The following is a 20,617-nucleotide window of genomic DNA, read 5'->3' as shown; positions in this document are numbered from 1 at the left end:
CCGGCACCGGTGACCTGGGCTTCCGTCGGGACACGCCGGAGGCTAGTCGTCGTCGCCGAGCACCAGCTCCGGCAGCGTGCCCGCGTTGTGCTCCATCAGGCGCCAGCCGCGCGCGCCCTGGCCTAGGACCGACCAGCAGCAGTTGGTGAGCCCGCCGAGGCTCTCCCAGTGGTGCGGCTCCAGGCCGAGGAGGCGGCCGATGGTGGTGCGGATCGTGCCGCCGTGGCTGGCCACGACGAGCGTGCCGTTGTCGGGCAGCTTCTCGGCATGCCGCAGGACGACCGGCGCGGCGCGGTCGGCGACCTCGGTCTCCAGCTCACCGCCGCCGCGGCGCACCGGCTCGCCGCGCTTCCACGCGGCGTACTGCTCGCCGTGCCGGGCGATGATCTCGTCGTGGGTCAGGCCCTGCCAGGCCCCGGCGTAGGTCTCGCGCAGGGACTCGTCGTGGGTGACGTCCAGGCCCGTGACGGCGGCCAGCTCGGCGGCCGTGGCGGCGGCCCGCTTCAGGTCGGAGGCGATGATCGCGTCCGGCTTCAGCGAGGCGAGCAGCCGGGCGGAGCGCCGGGCCTGGGCGACGCCGGTGTCGGTCAGCTCGATGTCCGTGGTGCCCTGGAAGCGGCGTTCCAGGTTCCACGCGGTCTGGCCGTGCCGCCACAGGATGATCCGGCAGCCGCGGTTGCTCACCGAAGCTCACCGCCCAGCTCGCGCAGGGCTCCGGCCTCCTCGGCCGCCTGCTGCCGGTCGGCGTGCTCGGCGGCCTTGCCGCGGGTGGCCTTGGCGTCGGCCGGCAGGTCGATCTCGGGGCAGTCCTTCCACAGGCGCTCGAGCGCGTAGAAGACACGCTCCTCGCTGTGCTGGACGTGCACCACGATGTCGACGTAGTCGAGGAGGACCCAGCGGGCCTCTCGGTCGCCCTCGCGGCGCACCGGCTTGGCGCCGAGCTCCTTGTTGAGGCGCTCCTCGATCTCGTCGACGATCGACTTGACCTGGCGGTCGTTGGGCGCGGATGCGAGCAGGAAGGCGTCCGTGATCGACAGCACGTCGCTGACGTCGTACGCGATGATGTCGTGCGCGAGCTTGTCGGCGGCCGCCTGGGCGGCGACGGTGATGAGCTCGGTGGAGCGGTCCGTGGCGGTCACTAGAGACTTTCCTTCAGATGGGCGATACCCACCAAGGGTCTCACGGACCGCGCACGGCTCCCCAGAAGATTGTTTCCGGCCGCCTTCCACGGCCGCGGCTCACCCCGCGTCGTAGTCCCCGCCGAGCACCACGGACACGTCCGCGTTCGGCGCCGCCTTGCCCTTGCGGACGGCGCCCGCGGGCAGGCCGAGGGTCTTGGCGACCTCTTCCGCCTCCGCCTTCCTGTCCGCGTCGGCGTACGTGACCTGCGACGACGTCGACGCCCCGGAGCCTGAGCCGCTGTCGACGAAGGTGTAGCCGCCGTTGACCAGGGCGATGCGGGCGTTCTCGGTGGCGCTCTTCTCGCCGGTGGCGTTCTTCACACCGACCCGCACGGCCGCGCCCTGCTCGGGGCTCTTCACGACACCGCCGAGGACGTCCTTGACCACGCTGGCGCTGGCCTTGTCCGTCAGCGTCCCGTCCTGCTGCACCGGGAGCAGCGCCGTGGCGTAGTCGCCGCCCTTGGCGCGGTCGGCGAGCTTGGCGAGGAAGCCGCCGAGGTCCTTCTCCTTCAGGGACGGGTCGAGGATCTGCGCGAGCGACTGCACGGTGACGGTCGCGGCCTGCGGGTCGGACGACAGCTTGCGCAGCACGCCCTGCATGACCTGCCCGAACCGGGTGAGCTGCGCGGTCTCGGCCTCGCCGGGCGCGCGGTAGGTGGCGTACGCGACGGCCATCGGCCCGCTGAGGGTCTGCTGCTCGCCCTTCTTGACGAGCGGCGCCTGGCCCTTCTTCTTCGCCTTCGGGTCGGGTACGTCGGCGTTCGTGTCGATGTCGATGTTGCCGACGAGCTCGACGAGGTTGTTGAGGTAGGGGGTGTCCAGGCGCCAGGTGCCCTCGACATGGGTGCCGAGCGCGGTGTCGATCTCCTCGCGGGTACCGGTCGAGCCGTCGTCCTCGACGGACTTGGCGAGCGTCGTCGCGCCGTCGTCGCCGGTCAGGGCGAGGGAGTTGGGCAGCAGGACGGTGTTGCCGCGCTTGGTGGTGGTGTTGTTCACCAGGAGGGCCGTGGAGGTGCCGCCGCCCTTGGTGTTGTGCAGGTGGACGACGACCACGTCGCGCTTCTGGGGTCCGGCCGCGGCCTGCCCGCCGGACTTCTCGTCCGACTGGCCGGGCAGCTTGCCCGCGGTCCACAGGTAGCCGGCGCCGCCGACGACGGCGAGCGCGAGCACCACGACCAGCGCGACGACGCGCGAGCGGCCGCGCCGCTTGGCCTCCTCGCGCCGCTCGGTGCGGCTCTCGGTGAACTGGAGCCAGTCGATGACGTCTTCGGAGTCCTCGTCGGGCTCCTCTACGAACGAGAACTGCTCGGTGCGGTACTCACGGGGCTCGTGAGACTGCTCCGGCGAAAGGTCCGAATCCGGGGACGGCTGGTGCTGCTGAGACTGCTGTTGCGACTGCTGCTGGTGGGCCTGCTGCGGCTGTTGGTGCGCCTGCGACTGCTGTTGCTGCTGAGGCTGTTGCTGCTGCGGCACCCACCCGGCCTGCTCCCCGGTACCCGTGCCGGCGCCGGTGCCGGCGCCGGTGCCGGTGCCGGTGCCGGCGCCGGTGCCGGTGCCGGCGCCGGTGCCGGTGCCGGTGCCGGTGCCATAGGGATCCGCAGGCGCGTACGGGTCGTACCCGTACCCCTGCGCCTGCGGCTCCACCTGATGCTGCTGCTGAGGCTGTTGCTGCTGCGGCCACTGCTGCTGCCCCGCATACGTGTCGTACGAAGGCCCCGCCTGCGGCGGGACTTGGGGGTGCTGCCGCACCAGCTGGTACACCGGCTGCCCGTACTCGTCGTACCCGACGACCTCGTACTGGTCCGCCGCGTCACCCGCGTACTGACCCGCATACGGGTCCTGGCCCGCATAAGGGTCGTACTGTCGGTCGTTCACCGGTGCCCCTCTCGGCTCACTGGCCGCTCTCGGCTCACTAGCCGCGGTACAGCTCGCGCTTGTCGATATAACGCACCACGCCGTCCGGCACCAGGTACCAGACGGGGTCCCCCTTGGCGACGCGCGCACGGCAGTCCGTGGACGAGATCGCCAGGGCCGGCACCTCCACGAACGAGACACCGCCCGCGGGCAGACCCGGGTCGGCCAGGGTGTGGCCGGGCCGGGTGACGCCGATGAAGTGGGCCAGCGAGAACAGCTCTTCGGTGTCGCGCCAGGTGAGGATCTGGCCGAGGGCGTCGGCGCCCGTGATGAAGAAGAGGTCGGTCTCGGGGTTGAGACGGCGCAGGTCGCGCAGGGTGTCCGTGGTGTAGGTGGGGCCGCCGCGGTCGATGTCGATGCGGCTGACCGAGAACTGCGGGTTCTCGGCGGTCGCGATGACCGTCATCAGATAGCGGTCCTCGGCCGGCGAGACGTTCTTGTCGCTCTTCTGCCACGGCTGCCCGGTCGGTACGAACACGACCTCGTCGAGGTGGAACTGGGCGGCGACCTCGCTGGCCGCCACCAGGTGTCCGTGGTGGATCGGGTCGAATGTCCCGCCCATGACGCCGAGACGGCGCTTGGCGGTGCTCGACGGGCCGGAGCCCGGGCCGCCCTGCGGGCCGGTCGGCATGTCCTGCTCTCCCATGCGTGCAGACACTACCGGCCCCGCCGACGGGCCCCGGTCTCAGCCGCCCGGGGCCGGGCCGCGACGGCTCAGCGGTCGCGGTTGAAGCGGGTGGTGATCCACAGCAGCAGGAGCAGTACGAAGAGGGCGCCGCCGCCGGTGACATAGGCGCTGAGGCTTTCGTGGTTGCCGGCGTGCTCGCCCTCGGAGGCGAGGGAGACGAGCTGGGCGGTGGCGGTGCTGGGGAGGCTCATCGTCAGCAGGACCTATCCGGGGTGTGGGACGGGGATGTGGGATCGGGATAAAGACGGGCCCATCGTATGCGGGAGCCCGCCCGGCGGCGACGCCGCCCTGCCGGGGCGGGCTACTTGCGGTACCCGCGCAGCAGCAGCCAGCCCACCAGGACGCAGCCCACCACCATCACGATCAGTACGACGCGCAGCAGGTTGCCGAGGCCTGGGTCGTCCTGTGTCCCGGCGGCCAGGGCGAGGGCGTGGGCTGCGGAGATGTGCTCCATGGCGGATGACTCCTTCTGTGCGCTGCCCTGTCACGGTATCTCCGCCTAGGCTGGGGACCGTCTCGGGGGCAGGAACGAGGACACGACATGGGGGCTCCGGCATGACCAACGGCAAGAACGACGGCAACGACCACGACAAAGACGGCAACGGCACCGAGGGCGACGGCACCGGCCAGGAGAACGTGCCGAGCCGCCGGCGCAGGCGCTTCCCCGGGATCTCCTCCCGGGCGTACGAACACCCGGCGGACCGCTCCGCCCTGGTGGCGCTGCGCAAGCTCACCGGCTTCGACACGGTCTTCAAGGCGCTGAGCGGGCTGCTGCCCGAGCGCAGCCTGCGGCTGCTGTTCCTCTCGGACTCGGTGCGCGTCTCCGACGCCCAGTTCGCCCACCTGCACACGATGCTGCGGGACGCCTGTTACATCCTGGACCTGGAGAAGGTCCCCGCGATGTACGTCCAGCAGGACCCGAAGCCGAACGCGATGTGCATCGGCCTGGACGAGCCGATCATCGTGGTCACCACCGGCCTGGTCGAGCTGCTCGACGAGGAGGAGATGCGCGCGGTCGTCGGCCACGAGGTGGGCCACGCCCTCTCCGGCCACTCGGTGTACCGCACGATCCTGCTGTTCCTCACCAACCTCGCCCTCAAGGTCGCGTGGATCCCGCTCGGCAATGTCGCGATCATGGCGATCGTGACGGCGCTGCGCGAGTGGTTCCGCAAGTCGGAGCTGTCCGCGGACCGTGCGGGCCTGCTCGTCGGCCAGGACCTGCAGGCGTCCATGCGCGGCCTGATGAAGATCGCGGGCGGCAACCACCTGCACGAGATGAACGTGGACGCGTTCCTGGAGCAGGCCGAGGAGTACGAGGCCGGCGGCGACCTGCGCGACTCCGTACTGAAGATCCTGAACGTGCTGCCGCGCTCGCACCCCTTCACCACCGTGCGCGCCGCCGAGCTGAAGAAGTGGGCCGCGACCCGCGACTACCAGCGCATCATGGACGGCCACTACCCGCGCCGCGACGAGGACAAGGACACGTCGGTCACCGACTCCTTCCGCCAGTCCGCGTCCGCGTACGCCGATGACGTACGCGGCAGCAAGGACCCGCTGATGAAGCTGGTCACCGACATCGCGGGCGGCGCGGGCGACCTGGGCGGCAAGCTGCGCGGGAAGTTCACGGGCGGCCAGGGCAACGGCGGCAGCGGCTCGGACCGCCCGGCATCGGGCGAGTAACACCGAGCAACACCGAGTAGCACCGAGCAGCACCGAGCAGCACTCAGAGCGAAGGCTGGGCGGCCCCCGCCAGCGTCCCGCACAGCGCCGTCGCGTCCCCGGTCGCGTACGGATCGGTGCCCGCGGGCCCGCCCGCCTTCGCCCGCTGGCCCGCGAGCAGCGGGCGAAGGACCCGGGTGCTGTCGGCGGAGCAGGCCAGCGGCCCGGCCTGGACGTACGAGGCGAGCAGCTCGGCCTGGTGCATGCGCAGGTCGTCGCGGTCGAAGCGGAAGTGCAGTTCGCGCCGGACGGTGAACAGCGAGGCGCGGGCGCGGCCGTCGGTGCGGGCGGGCCGCAGCGCGTAGACGAAGGTGTGGTCCGAGGCGACTTCGAGGGTGTTCTTGTCCGTCTCGCCGGCCCGCAGGGTGCCCTGGACGCGTACGCCCGGGTGGGCGAGCGCCGTCTTCGCCGGGTCGAACCGCACCAGCCAGCCCGTCGGCGCGTGCCGCCCGTCGGCGGCGGGGTGCGCGATGCTGCGGTCGAACTGGTCGAGCTGCCCGGGGTCGAGCAGGACGCGCGGGGAGCGCACTGCGCGGCCCATGAGGACGTCCGGGTCGAGCGAGGACTCCACGAGGTAGTCCTTGGCGGTGGAGAGCGCAGCGACGACCTGGTCCGCGGAGAAGTGCGCGGTGCGCCGGGCGGCGGGCAGGTTGATGCCGCCCGCGCCGAGGCGGAACTGTGCTGCGGGGCTCTTCGCGAACAGGTCGGCGATCTTGGCGGTGCCGGGTACGCGGCCCTGGGGCGCGAGCGGTATGACGGTCATCCGCAGCGGGTCGGGGCGTTTGGCGGCGGGGGTGCCGTAGGGGTGGCGTACGCCCATGTAGATCGCGGTGCCGAAGGCGACGGCGATGAGGACGACGAGGACGATCACCTGGCGGGAGAGGCGGCGGTGCGGGGATGGCCTGCGGCGCACGGCGCGCGCGTGATCGCCCATCCGTTCCCGCGCGGAGAACTCCTGCAGCCGCGCAGCGCGCACGAACGACTCGTCGAACACGACGGATCGGTACTCGTCCTCACCACCGGGAGCGCCCTCGGGTGTCCCCGCAGGTGGTTCTCCTGGCCCGCCCATACCTTCAGGGTAGGTCTCCGGGCCGTGAGGTAAACGCCCTGGTACACGACAAGTTCTGACAACTCCTCACGTGCGCCGTCGAGTTGGCGCGGGCGCGCTGTCAGGGGGTACGGGGCTCGGCGGGCACCGCGGGCTGGCCGAACTCCGCCGACGCGGAGGGCCCGCCGGAGCCGCCGGGGCTCGCGTTCTGCTCGACCTCGGTGGTGGCGGGCGGGGGTATCCGGTCCTGGCGGCCGGACGACGCGCCCCGGTACACCGCGACGAAGGCGAAGGCGACCATGCCTATGCCCATCAGGAGGGCGAGCAGCCAGGCCACCGGGCGGTGCCAGCGGACGTGCGCGCCGCGGCGGCCGTAGCGCCCGCGGCCGTCCTGGAGGAACTCCCGGCCCTCCCAGTCGTCGCGGTCGTCCCAGTCGTCCCGGTCGGCGTCGGGGCCGAAGCCGACCGAGCCGTCCGGGCCGTATCCGTCGTACGCGTCGTAGGGATAGTCCTCGAAGTCGTCGTCCGGGGTGTCCGGGCCGCGGCGGCGGGCGCGGCCGCGGCGGGATTCGGCCTCGGAGGCCTCGGCGCGTGCCTGGGCGGCGGCGAGCAGCCGCTCCACCGCGGTGGGCTCATGGATCTCGGCGGCGCGCACGAAATCCTCGTCGAAGACCACGGAGGCGAACTCCTCGTCCGCATTCCCGTGGTCGCGGTCGTCGTCGGGCTCCCAGCCGTCCGGAGACGGCGTGCCCCCCACGTCCTCCGGCACCCGTCCAGCGTAGACCTGGAGGGGCATTTTGGGCAGGCGCAGCGGGAATTCAGCGGATGTGACCGTCGCCCGTGACGATGTACTTCGTCGACGTGAGCTCCGGCAGGCCCATCGGTCCGCGCGCGTGCAGTTTCTGCGTGGAGATGCCGATCTCGGCGCCGAAGCCGAACTGGCCGCCGTCGGTGAAACGCGTGGAGGCGTTCACGGCGACCGTCGTGGAGTCCACGAGCTGCGTGAACCTGCGGGCGGCCTGCTGCGAGGTGGTGACGATGGCCTCGGTGTGCCCGGAGGTCCACAGCCGGATGTGTTCGACGGCCTGCTCCAGGTCGTCGACGACGGCGGCCGCGATGTCGTACGAGAGGTACTCGGTCTCCCAGTCCTCGGTGGTCGCGGGCACGACGGTGGCCTTGGAGCCGGGGGCGTACGCCTGGACGCGCTCGTCGGCGTGCACGGTGACGCCGGCCTCGGCGAGGGCGTCGAGGGCGCGGGGCAGGAAGGCGTCGGCGATGTCGGCGTGCACGAGCAGGGTCTCGGCGGCGTTGCAGACGCTGACGCGGTGGGCCTTGGAGTTGATGAGGATGTCGACGGCCATGTCGAGGTCGGCCTGCGCGTCCACGTACACATGGCAGTTGCCGGTGCCGGTCTCGATGACGGGGACGGTGGATTCCTCGACGACGGTCTTGATGAGGGAGGCGCCGCCGCGCGGGATGAGGACGTCGACGAGGCCGCGCGCCCGCATCAGTTCGCGCACGGACTCGCGGCTCTCGCCGGGCACGAGCTGGATGGCGTCGGCGGGCAGTCCCGCGCCGTGCACGGCGTCGCGCAGGACCCGCACCAGCGCGGTGTTGGATTCGTACGCCGACGACGAGCCGCGGAGCAGCACCGCATTGCCGGACTTCAGGCAGAGGGCGGCCGCGTCCACGGTGACGTTCGGGCGGGCCTCGTAGATGATGCCGACGACGCCGAGGGGGACGCGGACCTGGCGCAGGTCGATGCCGTTGGGCAGCGTGGAGCCGCGCACGACCTCGCCGACCGGGTCGGGCAGGGCGACGACGTCCCGTACGTCGGAGGCGATGGCGCGGACGCGCTCGGGGGTCAGGGTGAGGCGGTCGACGATCGCCTCGCTGGTGCCGGCCTCGCGGGCCTTCGCGATGTCCTTGGCGTTGGCCGCGACGATCTCCGCCGTGCGCACTTCGAGGGCGTCGGCGATGGCGAGCAGCGCGTCGTCCTTCTCGGCGCGCGGAAGTGGCGCGAGGGTGGCCGCGGCGGCGCGGGACCGGTAGGCGGCCTGGGCGACCGGGGACATGTTGTCGTACGGCGAGAGCGCGGTCATGGGGGCAGCGTAGCCTCGCGCCGGGGGGCGTCCAGACTGAATTCCGTCCAGCGAGACGGGGTCCGCCCTGCGGTGGGCGGTGGGGCGGACATGGCTGGTATTGACCACTACGGTCACGTGCCACCGCCCGCTAGAACGGATGGACTCCTACCGGCGTCGCGGGCAGCGGCCCGTACCCCTCCGCGATCCGGTGGTGGTACGTGTCACGGTCGATCACTTCGAGCCCCACGATCTCCCACGGCGGCAGCTGCGCGCTCTGCCGGTGCTCGCCCCACAGCCGCAGCGCGACCGCGGCGGCGTCGTGCAGGTCCCGGGCCTCTTCCCAGTAGCGGATCTCCGCGTGGTCCTGGGCGTACCGGCTGGTCAGCAGAAAGGGGTGATCGTGGGCGAGCTGTTCGAGGCCGCGCCGGACTTCCGCCAGCGGCGTCTTGGCTCCGGACACGCTCAGCGTGACGTGCCAGAGGCGGGGCGCGTCGGCGGGCTCGCCGGCGTCGGTGTCCCCCGCCTGCCGCTCGCGCGCCTCCCGGTCGTGGCCCTCGACCGCGTCGCCGCCATACGCCGCCCCCGCGGCGACGCTGGTCAGCGCGCGCTCAGCCGACCCGCGGGACGCCGCCCCTGGGCGCACTCGTCTCACGACGGCCTCCTTCAACCAGTGATGGTGCGGATACGCAACGGTCGTGCGGAACTGCCTTGCAACAAAGTTGAGCAGGACAAGCGCTCCCGCGGGGCGGTTTTGCGGAGTTTCACCTCGCCCGAGCCAGCCGTGACACGGCGTTCGCGCCTGTTTTCGGCCTGATTCCCGCTGGTGCCCGTGAGCCGCGCGGGACTAGTGGTGCACCGTCTCCGGGGGTTGGTGGTGCACCTTCCTCCGGCCTTGTGGTGCATCCGTTCCACAACGTCAGGGATGCAGGACGACCAGGTCGTCCCGGTGCACCACTTCGCGCTCGTAGGCGGGCCCGAGCTCACGCGCGAGCTCGCGCGTGGAACGGCCGAACAAGCGCGGCAGTTCCTTGGCGTCGAAGTTCACCAGACCGCGCGCGACGGCCCGGCCCGCGGTGTCCCGCAGCTCCACCGGGTCGCCCGCGATGAACTCGCCCTCGACCGCCGCGATCCCGGCGGGCAGCAGCGATTTGCGGCCCTCGACGACCGCGCGCACGGCCCCGTCGTCGAGGGTGAGCGAGCCGCGCGGCGCGGAGGCGTGCTGGAGCCACAGCAGGCGGTCGGCGGAGCGGCGCCCGGTGGGGCGGAAGTAGGTGCCGGTGTCGCGGCCCGCGAGGGCGTCGGCGGCCTGGCTGGCGGAGGTGAGCACGACGGGGATGCCGGCGGCCGCGGCGATCCGGGCGGCCTCGACCTTGGTGACCATGCCGCCGGTGCCGACGCCCGCCTTGCCCGCGCTGCCGATCTTGACGTGCTCGATGTCGGCGGGGCCCGCGACGTCGGCGATGCGCGCGGTGCCGGGGGCGGCCGGGTCGCCGTCGTACAGGCCGTCCACGTCCGACAGGAGCACCAGGAGGTCCGCGCGCACGAGGTGGGCGACGAGGGCGGCGAGGCGGTCGTTGTCGCCGAAGCGGATCTCGTCGGTGGCCACCGTGTCGTTCTCGTTGACGACGGGCAGGGCGCCCATCGCGAGCAGCTTGTCGAGGGTGCGCGAGGCGTTGCGGTGGTGGGCGCGGCGGCTGGTGTCGTCGGTGGTGAGCAGTACCTGGCCGACGCGGACGCCGTAGCGCGCGAAGGAGGCGGTGTAGCGGGCGACGAGCAGGCCCTGACCGACGCTGGCGGCGGCCTGCTGGCGGGCCAGGTCCTTGGGGCGGCGGCGCAGGCCGAGCGGGGCGAGCCCGGCGGCGATGGCCCCGGAGGACACGAGCACGATCTCGCGCTCCCCGCCGCTGCGGCTCTTGGCGAGCACGTCGACGAGCGCGTCCACGCGGTCCGCGTCGAGACCGCCCGACGCGGTGGTCAGGGACGACGACCCCACCTTCACGACGACCCGGTGGGCCCCCGCGACGTCCGCCCGTCCCTTTGTCCCTGTCACGGCCCTTGTCACGTGCTTCCCCAATGGTCCCCATGTGCTGTGGACCAGCAATGTACGTGAGTCCGAGGCGGCGGCGCCCGCGCGTTTCGGTCGGCGGACGGGCCGGCGGACGCGGGTCGGACCACGGTCCCGGAGATCCGTTACCTTTGCCCCTTTATCCGGTGATTAGCGTCACGGAAGATTGCTACGGAGGCACCGAGCGTCATACGGTCAGGGGTCTTCCACTCATCCGGATGGGTGTCGTCCACACGTCCGGACCCCGCACCGCCCTCCCCCGTCCGAAACGCCCCCCGCCAGGAGCCCCAGCCCGTGCCCTCCGCCGGACTCGCCCCCCGCCGCGTCGTACAGCTCACCGCGCTGCTGTCGATGTTCGCACTCTTCACGGCGCAGCTCGTCTCCGCGCTCGTGCCGTACGTCCCGGTGTTCGTCGCCGCGTCGGCCGCGAACCTCGCGCTCGACATCTACCTGCAGTACAAGCAGCCGGGCCTGCTCTCCCTGCTCGGCAAGATCCGCTTCGACGTCACCGTCCGGCAGCTCCTCCGCGACATGCTGGTCCTGGTCGGTCTGCTGCGCATCGACGGCATCGAGCCGCTCGCCGAGCAGTCGCCGCTGACGATCACGCTGCTCGCGTTCTACGCCCTGCACTTCTTCTGCCAGGCCGTCGCCGTCATGGTCCGCCGCGCCCGTACGCTGCCGATCGTCACGCGCAACATCGACTCCTCGGCGCTGCACCTCAGCTCCGCCCCGCCGCGGATACTGGCCCGCCAGCAGGCGCGCCGCCTGCTCACCTTCTCCGTGCCCGCGACGCTCGGCCTGGTCCTGACGGCGGCCACCACGGACGCCTACTGGGGCGGCATCGGCCTCGGTGTCTCCGTGGTCATGATGGGCGGCGGCGCGGTCTACCTGGCGACCTGGATGCTGCCCAAGAAGCGGGCGAAGAACGACCAGGCCGTCATGGAGTGGCTCGACAAGTGGCTGGCCGAATACCAGCCGACGGTCGCCATGTACTTCTCCGGCGGCACCACGTCCGCGTACCAGGCGAACATGTGGCTCTCCACGCTCTCCCAGCTCGACGGCAACCCGCTGATCGTGCTGCGCGAGCGCTTCATGGTGCAGAAGATCGACTCCACGGACGTGCCGATCATCTGCTTCCCGAAGGTCGCCACGATGTTCTCCCTGGAGACGTCGACGCTGAAGATGATGCTGCACCCGGCGAACGCCGCGAAGACCTCCCAGGTCCTGCGCATCCCCTCGCTCAAGCACGCCTTCATCAACCACGGCGAGAGCGACAAGCTCTCGTCCTGCAACCCGTACGCGAAGGCGTACGACGAGGTGTGGGTCGCGGGCCCCGCGGCGCGCGACCGCTACCAGCTCGCCGACATCGGCATCGAGGACAAGGACGTGGTCGAGGTCGGCCGCCCCCAGCTCTCGCCGATCCGGCCGTACGCGGGCGCTCCCACGGGCGCGTTCACGACCGTGCTCTACGCCCCGACCTGGGAGGGCTGGGACGGCAACCCCGGCAACACCTCGGTCGTCCTCGCGGGCGAGAACATCGTCCGGCACCTGCTCGCCGACCCGGCCGTGCGCCTGGTCTACAAGCCGCACCCGATGACCGGTTCGCAGAACCCGGCCGCGGGCGCCGCCAACGAGCGCATCAAGGCCATGATCCGCGAGGCCAACACGCGGCGCTCCGGCGCCCGTCCCGGCCCCGAGGCCGCGGCCGAACTCACCGCCCGCGCGGACGCGTTGAACCTGCTCACCGCCAAGAAGTTCCGCAAGAGCGTGGACGAGATGGAGCGGATGATGCTCCAGGGCGCCCCCGACGGCGACAGCCGTGCCGCGATCGCCGAGGCGACCGCCGCGTGGGAGTCGGCGTACTGGGCCTCGCTGCCCGAGTGGGAGCACCAGATCGTCACCGAGTCCCGCCCGGCGATCTTCTCCTGCTTCAACCAGGCCGACCTGCTGATCAGCGATGTCTCCTCGGTCGTCTCGGACTGGCTGAGCAGCGAGAAGCCGTACGCCGTGGCCAACACCTCCGGGCTGAGCGAGGCGGACTTCCGCGCCGGCTTCCCGACGGTGCGCGCCGCGACGGTCCTCGCGCCCGAGGCGCACGGCATGCCCGCCCTCCTGGACGCCGTGCGCAACCCGGAGAAGGACGCGTACGCGGAGGCCCGCGCCGAGCTGAAGGAGCACCTCCTCGGCCCGTCCGACCCGCCCTCGCTGGTCCGCTTCAACGCGGCGGCCCTGGCCCTGTCCGCCAAGTCCGACGCCCGCCGCGCCCGCGCGGAGGCCCGCCAGGAGACGACGATCCCCGGGCAGCGCGAGGAGTCGGCCGAGGCCGTGGACGCGGCGGAGGCCGCGATGGACGCGGACCCGGCGGAGGAGCTGGAGTCGGCGTAGCCGCACGGTGAAGACAGCGAAGGGCCCCGGAGCGAATGATCGCTCCGGGGCCCTTTCACGTGACGGGGGCCTTTCACTTGACGGGGACCGGGCCCCGCCCAAGGCCTACGGCCTAGAAGGGCTCGAAGTCGTCGTACGCCCGCTCCGCCTCGTCCCGCTCCGCGTCCCGGTCCCTGCGGCGCTGCGCGGCCGGGCGCGGGGCCTCCAGGCGGTGGTCCTCGCCGCGCCGCCCGAGCATCTCCGCTCCGGCGGACAGCGACGGCTCCCAGTCGAAGACGACCGCGTTGTCCTCGGCGCCGATGGCCACGCCGTCGCCCGCGCGGGCACCGGCCTTCATCAGCTCGTCCTCGACGCCGAGGCGGTTGAGCCGGTCGGCGAGGTAGCCGACGGCCTCGTCGTTGTTGAAGTCGGTCTGGCGCACCCAGCGCTCCGGCTTCTCGCCGCGCACGCGGAACAGGGCCTCGCCCTCTTCCTCCTCGCGCGTGACGGTGAAGCCCGCGTCGTCGACGGCCTTGGGCCGGATGACGATGCGCGTGGCCTCCTCCTGGGGCTTGGCGGCCCGCGCCTCGGCGACGAGCCCGGCGAGCGCGAAGGACAGCTCCTTGAGGCCCTTGTGGGCGACCGCGGAGACCTCGAAGACGCGGTAGCCGCGCTCCTCCAGGTCGGGCCGCACCAGGTCGGCCAGGTCCTGGCCGTCGGGGATGTCGACCTTGTTGAGGACCACCAGACGCGGCCGGTTCTCCAGGCCCGCGCCGTACTCCCGCAGCTCCGCCTCGATCACGTCGAGGTCGGACACCGGGTCACGGTCGGACTCCAGCGTCGCCGTGTCCAGGACGTGCACGAGCACGCTGCACCGCTCCACATGGCGCAGGAACTCGAGGCCGAGGCCCTTGCCCTGGCTGGCGCCGGGGATGAGACCGGGCACGTCCGCGATCGTGTAGACCGTGGCACCGGCCGTGACGACGCCCAGGTTGGGCACCAGGGTCGTGAACGGGTAGTCGGCGATCTTCGGCTTGGCGGCGCTGAGCACCGAGATCAGCGAGGACTTGCCCGCGCTCGGGTAGCCGACGAGCGCGACGTCCGCGACCGTCTTGAGCTCCAGGACGACGTCACCGCCGCCGCCGGGCTCGCCGAGCAGCGCGAAACCGGGCGCCTTGCGCCGGGCGGAGGCCAGCGCCGCGTTGCCGAGGCCCCCGCGGCCGCCCTGCGCGGCGACGTACAGGGTGCCGTGGCCGACCATGTCCGCGAGCACGTTGCCCTGCTTGTCCATGACGACGGTGCCGTCCGGGACGGGCAGGACCAGGTCCTGGCCGTCCTTGCCGGAGCGGTTGCCGCCCTCGCCGGGCTTGCCGGCGGTGGCCTTGCGGTGCGGGCTGTGGTGGTAGTCGAGGAGCGTGGTCACGGACTGGTCGACGACCAGGATGACGTCGCCGCCCCTGCCGCCGTTGCCGCCGTCCGGGCCGCCGAGCGGCTTGAACTTCTCACGGTGAACGGAGGCACAGCCGTGGCCTCCGCTACCCGCGGCGACATGCAGCTCGACGCGGTCCACGAAGGTGGTCATGGTTCAGTGCCTCCAGAAACGTACGGGAATGTCTTACGTCTAACACGCAAAAGGCGGACCCGCTTCCCGCACTCCAGGAGCACGAGAAGTCGAGGTCCGCCCTAGCGAAGAACTTGTTCTACGGAACCTGAGTGATCAGGCGACCGGAACGATGTTCACGACCTTGCGGCCACGGTGGGTACCGAACTCCACCGCACCGGCGTCCAGCGCGAACAGGGTGTCGTCCTTGCCGCGGCCGACGCCCGTGCCCGGGTGGAAGTGGGTGCCGCGCTGGCGGACCAGGATCTCACCGGCGTTGACGGTCTGACCGCCGAAGCGCTTCACACCGAGCCGCTGAGCATTGGAATCGCGCCCGTTCCGAGTGGACGATGCGCCCTTCTTGTGTGCCATCTTGTCTCAGTCCCTTACTTCGCAGCCGTGGGGATGCCGGTGATCTTGATCGCCGTGTACTGCTGACGGTGACCCTGACGGCGGCGGTAGCCGGTCTTGTTCTTGTACCGAAGGATGTCGATCTTGGCACCCTTGTGGTGGTCCACGACCTCGGCGGTGACCTTGATGCCGGCCAGGACCCACGGGTCGCTGGTCACGGCGTCGCCGTCGACAACGAGCAGGGTCGAGAGCTCGACCGTGTCGCCAACCTTGGCGGTGGAAATCTTGTCAACCTCAACGATGTCGTCGACAGCAACCTTGTGCTGGCGACCACCGCTGCGCACGATGGCGTACACGCGGATCTCTCTCTCGCTCGGAACGGGACCCCCGCAGTCCAGCCGCCCCGCGCCGATGGCGCGAACGGCCTCTCCCCGATGTCACACGGAATTCCGCGTGATTTCCGGGAGGAATGAGGTTTACAGGGGTTGGGCGTGGCATAGGAACACGCCGACGGTCAAGGTTACGGGGCGCGTCCGTACGGGTCAAACCGGGTCCGCGCCCACGCCCTCGCTAGCGGGGGGTGGGCTTCTCGCCGTCCGGCGGCAGCGGCTTCACACCCCGGCACAGGTCCGTCTTGTCGCTGGTCCCCGGCCAGGCCACCTTCTTCACCCGGTCGAAGTGCTTGCGGTAGGTGTCGTGCACCGAGTCGTCGTCGACCTTCACGATCACTTCGTCGTTCTCACGCAGCGCGGGCGCCGTGTAGTTCTGCGAACCGGTGAAGGAGACCTTGTTGCGCTTGCCGTCGTACACGCCGTCGATGAGGACGTACTTGCTGTGGATGATGTACGGCGTGACCAGCTTCTGGCCGGGCAGCAGCGGGTCCCGGTCGTCGTTGTAGCAGCGCAGGGTCGGGCCGCCGCGCTTGTGCAGGGCCTCCCAGGTGCCGGGGGTGCCGCCCTGGCTCTTGGCGCTGTCCGTCTCGGCGTAGACGAGGTCGACGGCGCAGCCCGCCTTCTTCAGGGACACCAGCTTGTCGGCGATCTGCTTGCGCGTGATCTTGAAGATGGAGGCGCGGACCCTGGTCTGCCGCTTCACGCCGTTCGCGTCCTTGTAGGTGCACGAGACGTTGTTCAGGACCGAGTACATGGTGTCGGTCTCGTTGACCGTGCCCTCGCGCGGGAAGAAGTACGCCTTGTACTGCCCGTTGCTGGCCGTGCGGTAGTCCCAGCCCCGCCAGTCCTTGCGCACCATGTCGTCGAAGTACTCGGCGAACGCGTCGTACATCGCCGGGTTGTCCGGCAGCAGCAGCGCGTCGTTGAAGAACTTGGTGTGCGCCGACGGCGTCGAGTTCGACGTGGTCTGTACGACGACGTCCCGGGCGCCCTTGACCTGGGAGAACAGCCAGAACTTGTTGTGCATGATCGATTTTCCGTGGCGCGGGTCGCCCAGGCACGACTTGTCCGTGGGACACAGCGCGACGAAGGACTTGTCGCTCCGGTCCGTGCCGAGCGACGTCGCGAGCTTCGCGTACGAGGGGTTGTCCGGGCGGTCCGTGCGGCTCGTGGAGTCGAGCAGGATCTGTACGTGGACACCGCGCTGGCGGGCGTTCAGGAGCGCGTCGACGACCGGGGCCTCCCACACGTGGTAGACGGCGACCTTGATGGTGGAGCCGGGCACGGCCGCGTCGGTGAGCTGGATCAGGCGGGTGCGGATCGTGTGCTGGGCCTCTTCCGTGCCGAGCGGGTCGTTGAAGACCGGGCCCTCGGTCCAGGTCGGCGTGGTGGCCTTGTCGTCCGGGGCGGCGCCCGCGACGCCCATGCCCGCGGCCTGGAGGCTCGCCGCCGCGGAGAGCACCGTGGCGATCGCCGCGGCCTGCCGTCCTCCCCTGACCTGCTTCACGGCGCGGTGGCGGCCCGTACCTCTGAGGCGCGACTGCGCCATGGTGCATCCCTCCCCTGACCCCGGCGCGCGGTCTCCCCACGGCGCGCCCGCGTCATGTCCTCACTACCAACAACGTTTCTTCACGTTCAGCAAACCGCATGAGTCTTACAGGTAAGCCTGTCAGTTCCAAGTGGCGGCTGAAAACGGCGCATTGAGTGCGCGGACCGATCACACCGCGCCCCGACGCGCCGGTGCCCCCACGCGGCGGGTTCGCCGTGCGGGGGCACCGGTGTTGACGCGTGACCAGCCGTCAGACGGATCAGCCGGCGTCGGCCGGGGCCGAGACCGCCGTTTGCGACTGCTCCGCCGCGGCGGCGGCCTTCTTCGAAGTGGCGGTCTTCGCCGCCTTCTTGGCCGTCGTCTTCTTGGCGGCCGTCTTCTTCGTCGCCGTCTTCTTGGCCGCGGTCTTCTTCGTCGCGGCCTTCTTGGCGGTGGCCTTCTTGGCCGTCTTGCGCGCCGTCTTCTTGGCGGCCGGAGCGGCTTCCTCGGCGGCGTCGGCGGCGGGCGCCTCGGCCTTGTCCTCGGACGGCTGCTCCGTGGCGGCCTCGGCCGGCTTGTCCGCCGCGGGGACGACCACGAAGGCCGTCTCCTCCGGCGCGGTCGGCGCGGTGGCCTTGCGCACGGCACGGCGGCGCGGGCGCGCCGGGGCCTCGGCGGCGGGCTCCGCGACCGGCTCGGCCGGGGCGGCCTGCGCGACCGGCTCGGCGGCGGCAGGCGCCTCGGTGACCGCCTCCGGCTCCGGCTTGACCGGCTCCGCGACGATCACCTCGCCGCTGTCGGCCGCGGCCTTGGGCGAACCGGCGGGAGCCGTCGCCTTACGGGTCGCACGACGCCGCGTACGCCCCTTGGGAGCCGCGTCGTCCTCAACGGGAGCGACAGGCGCGGCGGGCGCCTCGGCGACGGGAGCGGCCGGGGCCTCGGCGACGGGAGCAGCCGGGGTCTCCTCGACCGGGGCTGCGGCCTCGACGGCCTCCGCCTTGGCCTTGCCCGCACGGGACTTGGCCCTCTTCTCGGCGCGCCCGGCCTTCTCCGGCTTCTCGGCCTTCTCGGGCTTCTCAGCCTTCTCGGCACGCTCCTCGCGCTCGGACGGACCGGCCTCGGCCGTCTCCGACTTCGGCGCACCCGCCGGAGCGGACGCCCGGCGCGTGGCACGGCGCCGCGAACGGCCACCACGGGAAGCGGCGGCCTCGGCCTCGGCCGGGCTGCTGTACAGCTCCTCGTCCGGCACGAAGTCCGGCTCGGGCAGCGCGACCGGCTCGGCGACCTCGGCGGCCACCTCGGCGGCCGTCTCCTGACCGGAGTCGGCGCTGTCCGCGGTCTCGTGCGTGTGGTCGTGCGCCGCGGCCTGGTCGCCGCCGCGGCCGCGCTTCTTGCGCTTGCCGCCGCCACCGGCCGTCGTCGCCTGCTCCATGTGCACGATGACGCCACGGCCGTTGCAGTGCACGCAGGTCTCGGAGAACGACTCCAGAAGGCCCTGGCCCACACGCTTGCGGGTCATCTGTACGAGACCCAGCGAGGTGACCTCGGCGACCTGGTGCTTGGTCCGGTCCCGGCCCAGGCACTCCAGCATCCGCCGCAGGACCAGGTCCCGGTTGGACTCCAGGACCATGTCGATGAAGTCGATGACGACGATGCCGCCGAGGTCGCGCAGACGCAGCTGGCGCACGATCTCCTCGGCCGCTTCGAGGTTGTTCCTCGTCACGGTCTCTTCGAGGTTGCCGCCCTGACCGGTGAACTTGCCGGTGTTGACGTCGATGACGACCATCGCCTCGGTCTTGTCGATCACGAGGGAGCCGCCCGAGGGCAGCCACACCTTGCGGTCGAGCGCCTTGGCGAGCTGCTCGTCGATCCGGTACGTCGCGAAGACGTCGACCTCGGACGTCCACCGCGAGAGGCGGTCGGCGAGGTCGGGCGCGACGTGCGAGACGTAGCCGTGGATGGTCTCCCACGCCTCGTCGCCGCTGATGATGACCTTCGAGAAGTCCTCGTTGAAGATGTCGCGGACCACGCGGACGGTCATGTCCGGCTCGCCGTAGAGCAGGCTCGGCGAGCTGGTGGTGGTCATCTTCGACTTCTTGAGGATGTCCTCCCACTGCCCCTGCAGCCGCTCGACGTCACGGCGCAGCTCGTCCTCGCTCGCGCCCTCGGCGGCGGTGCGCACGATGACGCCCGCGTCCTCGGGGACGATCTTCTTGAGGATGGTCTTCAGACGCGCGCGCTCAGTGTCGGGCAGCTTGCGGCTGATGCCGGTCATCGAGCCCTCGGGCACGTAGACCAGGTAGCGGCCGGGCAGCGAGACCTGGCTGGTCAGGCGGGCGCCCTTGTGGCCGATCGGGTCCTTGGTGACCTGCACGAGCACGGACTGCCCGGACTTCAGGGCGGACTCGATGCGGCGCGGCCCGTTGGCCATGCCGAGCGCCTCGAAGTTGACCTCACCGGCGTACAGGACGGCGTTGCGGCCCTTGCCGATGTCGATGAAGGCGGCCTCCATCGACGGCAGGACGTTCTGCACCTTGCCCAGGTAGACGTTGCCGACGTACGAAGTCGACTGCTCCTTGTTGACGTAGTGCTCGACGAGGATGTTGTCCTCGAGGACGCCGATCTGGGTGCGGTCGCCGTTCTGACGGACGATCATTTCCCGGTTGACGGCCTCGCGGCGGGCCAGGAACTCGGCCTCGGTGATGATCGGGACGCGGCGGCGGCCCTGCTCGCGGCCTTCGCGGCGGCGCTGCTTCTTCGCCTCCAGACGCGTCGAGCCCTTGATGGACTGGACCTCGTCGGACGGGTGGTCGTCGCCCTTCTTGCGGGGCTCGCGGACCTTGACGACCGTGCGCTCCGGGTCGCCCTCGCCCGGCTCGGCCTCACCGGTGTCACCGGCGCGGCGGCGACGGCGACGGCGGCGACGGCTGCTGCTGGAGCCGCCTGCGGCCTCCGCGCCCTCGTCGTCGTTGTCGTCGTCGGCCTGGTCGGCGGCGTCCGCCGCTTCGTCGTTGTCGTCGTCGCCCTGCTCGGCGTCGTCCGCGTCGGCGGAGCCGTCCGCGTCGGCGGACTCCCCGCGACGGCGGCGACGGCCACCGCGGCGACGGCGACGGCCGTGGCGCTCACCGGCGTCGTCGTCCGCGGCCTCGTCGGCCTCGGTCTCGACGTCGGCGTCGGCCTCGGCGGGCGCGGTGTGCTCAGTGGACTCGGCGGGCTCCTCGGCCTCCTCGGCGGCGGGCGCCGGGGCGGCGGGCTGCTCGTCGGCGGCGCGACGGCGGCGACGGCGGCGCGGCCCGGTCTCCTCCTCGACGGCGACGGCAGGCGCGGCCTCGACGGGCTGCTCGGCCGCCTCGGCGGCGGCAGCGGCGGCGGCGCGCTCCGGGGTCTGGAACATCGGCTCGGCGAACACGGGCGCCTGGAACACGGCCACGGAAGGCCGCGCGGGACGCCGCTCGCCGTCCTCGCCGGACCGCGCGTCCGGCTCGGCGGGCGCGGTGAACCCGGCGGCGGCCTTGCGGGTGGCACGGCGACGCGTACGACCACGCGGGCCGGCGTCGGCCTCGGCGTCACCGGCGTCACGGCCACGCGGGGCGGCCTCGGTCTTCACCGGCTGCTCGGACTTCTCGGCCTGCACGTCCGGTGCCTGCTTGTCGTCGGCGGGCGCGACGTCGGCCGCGGGGGCC

At 71.6% G+C, this 20,617-nt stretch carries 18 protein-coding genes; 2 read left to right on the top strand and 16 right to left on the bottom strand.

The features are described from left to right. Nucleotides 1-42 precede the first annotated feature (42 nt). The 6 genes from IEY91_RS14250 to IEY91_RS14225 all read right to left on the bottom strand — a co-directional run bounded on the left by IEY91_RS14250 (nucleotide 43) and on the right by IEY91_RS14225 (nucleotide 4,237). Nucleotides 43-684, bottom strand: a complete 642-nt coding sequence (locus IEY91_RS14250; RefSeq protein ID WP_189174228.1) for a histidine phosphatase family protein — start codon at nucleotides 682-684, stop codon at nucleotides 43-45. Then, nucleotides 681-1,139: a ribosome silencing factor gene (gene rsfS / locus IEY91_RS14245; RefSeq protein WP_164325116.1), complete on the bottom strand. Its 459-nt coding sequence runs from the start codon at nucleotides 1,137-1,139 to the stop codon at nucleotides 681-683. Before rsfS ends, IEY91_RS14250 begins: the two co-directional genes overlap by 4 nt. Nucleotides 1,140-1,238: 99 nt before the next feature. Next, nucleotides 1,239-3,056 carry an LCP family protein gene (locus tag IEY91_RS14240; RefSeq protein WP_189174227.1) on the bottom strand — a complete coding sequence of 606 codons (1,818 nt, stop codon included), beginning with the start codon at nucleotides 3,054-3,056 and terminating at the stop codon, nucleotides 1,239-1,241. Nucleotides 3,057-3,093: 37 nt separating this feature from the next. After that, a complete protein-coding gene (gene nadD, locus IEY91_RS14235; RefSeq protein ID WP_164325112.1) occupies nucleotides 3,094-3,741 on the bottom strand; it encodes a nicotinate-nucleotide adenylyltransferase in 648 nt (215 codons plus the stop codon). A gap of 68 nt (nucleotides 3,742-3,809) precedes the next feature. Further along, complete coding sequence (locus tag IEY91_RS14230; protein ID WP_189174226.1) at nucleotides 3,810-3,974, bottom strand: hypothetical protein; 165 nt, start codon at nucleotides 3,972-3,974, stop codon at nucleotides 3,810-3,812. Nucleotides 3,975-4,084: 110 nt separating this feature from the next. After that, entirely contained in the window at nucleotides 4,085-4,237 is a 153-nt protein-coding gene (locus tag IEY91_RS14225; RefSeq protein ID WP_189174225.1) for a hypothetical protein, read from the bottom strand. A 101-nt stretch (nucleotides 4,238-4,338) separates the two neighbouring features. On the opposite strand from IEY91_RS14225, the gene IEY91_RS14220 reads away from it, so the two are divergent. Beyond that, nucleotides 4,339-5,463 carry a M48 family metallopeptidase gene (locus IEY91_RS14220; RefSeq protein WP_229696951.1) on the top strand — a complete coding sequence of 375 codons (1,125 nt, stop codon included), beginning with the start codon at nucleotides 4,339-4,341 and terminating at the stop codon, nucleotides 5,461-5,463. Between the two features lie 43 nt (nucleotides 5,464-5,506). Here the strand turns inward: IEY91_RS14220 and IEY91_RS14215 are convergent, their stop codons facing one another. The 5 genes from IEY91_RS14215 to proB all read right to left on the bottom strand — a co-directional run bounded on the left by IEY91_RS14215 (nucleotide 5,507) and on the right by proB (nucleotide 10,684). Further along, nucleotides 5,507-6,571, bottom strand: a complete 1,065-nt coding sequence (locus IEY91_RS14215; protein ID WP_164325110.1) for an SCO2583 family membrane protein — start codon at nucleotides 6,569-6,571, stop codon at nucleotides 5,507-5,509. A gap of 100 nt (nucleotides 6,572-6,671) precedes the next feature. Continuing rightward, nucleotides 6,672-7,319, bottom strand: coding sequence for an SCO2584 family spore wall biosynthesis protein (locus tag IEY91_RS14210; RefSeq protein WP_189174224.1), 648 nt, complete (start codon nucleotides 7,317-7,319; stop codon nucleotides 6,672-6,674). 49 nt (nucleotides 7,320-7,368) lie between these two features. Further along, entirely contained in the window at nucleotides 7,369-8,652 is a 1,284-nt protein-coding gene (locus tag IEY91_RS14205) for a glutamate-5-semialdehyde dehydrogenase (RefSeq protein WP_164325107.1), read from the bottom strand. 130 nt (nucleotides 8,653-8,782) lie between these two features. Continuing rightward, nucleotides 8,783-9,286: a DUF8830 family protein gene (locus IEY91_RS14200; protein WP_164325105.1), complete on the bottom strand. Its 504-nt coding sequence runs from the start codon at nucleotides 9,284-9,286 to the stop codon at nucleotides 8,783-8,785. Nucleotides 9,287-9,550: 264 nt separating this feature from the next. Then, nucleotides 9,551-10,684 (bottom strand): glutamate 5-kinase, encoded by a 1,134-nt coding sequence (gene proB, locus IEY91_RS14195; RefSeq protein WP_189174223.1) that lies wholly within the window; start codon nucleotides 10,682-10,684, stop codon nucleotides 9,551-9,553. A gap of 309 nt (nucleotides 10,685-10,993) precedes the next feature. On the opposite strand from proB, the gene IEY91_RS14190 reads away from it, so the two are divergent. Continuing rightward, entirely contained in the window at nucleotides 10,994-13,084 is a 2,091-nt protein-coding gene (locus IEY91_RS14190) for a CDP-glycerol glycerophosphotransferase family protein (RefSeq protein ID WP_189174222.1), read from the top strand. 112 nt (nucleotides 13,085-13,196) lie between these two features. On the opposite strand, the gene obgE is transcribed toward IEY91_RS14190, so the two are convergent. From obgE to IEY91_RS14165, 5 genes are all read right to left on the bottom strand, one after another. Then, the gene (gene obgE / locus IEY91_RS14185; RefSeq protein ID WP_164325099.1) at nucleotides 13,197-14,645 is read right to left on the bottom strand and encodes a GTPase ObgE; all 1,449 of its coding nucleotides are present in this window, start codon (nucleotides 14,643-14,645) and stop codon (nucleotides 13,197-13,199) included. Nucleotides 14,646-14,780: 135 nt separating this feature from the next. After that, complete coding sequence (rpmA, locus tag IEY91_RS14180) at nucleotides 14,781-15,035, bottom strand: 50S ribosomal protein L27 (protein WP_030362615.1); 255 nt, start codon at nucleotides 15,033-15,035, stop codon at nucleotides 14,781-14,783. A gap of 14 nt (nucleotides 15,036-15,049) precedes the next feature. Next, nucleotides 15,050-15,370: a 50S ribosomal protein L21 gene (gene rplU, locus IEY91_RS14175; protein WP_030362614.1), complete on the bottom strand. Its 321-nt coding sequence runs from the start codon at nucleotides 15,368-15,370 to the stop codon at nucleotides 15,050-15,052. Nucleotides 15,371-15,584: 214 nt separating this feature from the next. Further along, nucleotides 15,585-16,955: a phospholipase D-like domain-containing protein gene (locus IEY91_RS14170; protein ID WP_164325097.1), complete on the bottom strand. Its 1,371-nt coding sequence runs from the start codon at nucleotides 16,953-16,955 to the stop codon at nucleotides 15,585-15,587. Nucleotides 16,956-17,214: 259 nt separating this feature from the next. Beyond that, nucleotides 17,215-20,617: Rne/Rng family ribonuclease (locus IEY91_RS14165; RefSeq protein WP_189174221.1), on the bottom strand; the 3,403-nt coding region annotated here is incomplete at its 5' end.

Source organism: Streptomyces lasiicapitis, from assembly GCF_014646335.1.
In the GTDB taxonomy this organism is placed as follows: domain Bacteria; phylum Actinomycetota; class Actinomycetes; order Streptomycetales; family Streptomycetaceae; genus Streptomyces; species Streptomyces lasiicapitis.
Note: the sequence above shows the minus strand (reverse complement) of the source record. Positions and strands in the feature narration are given on the sequence as shown.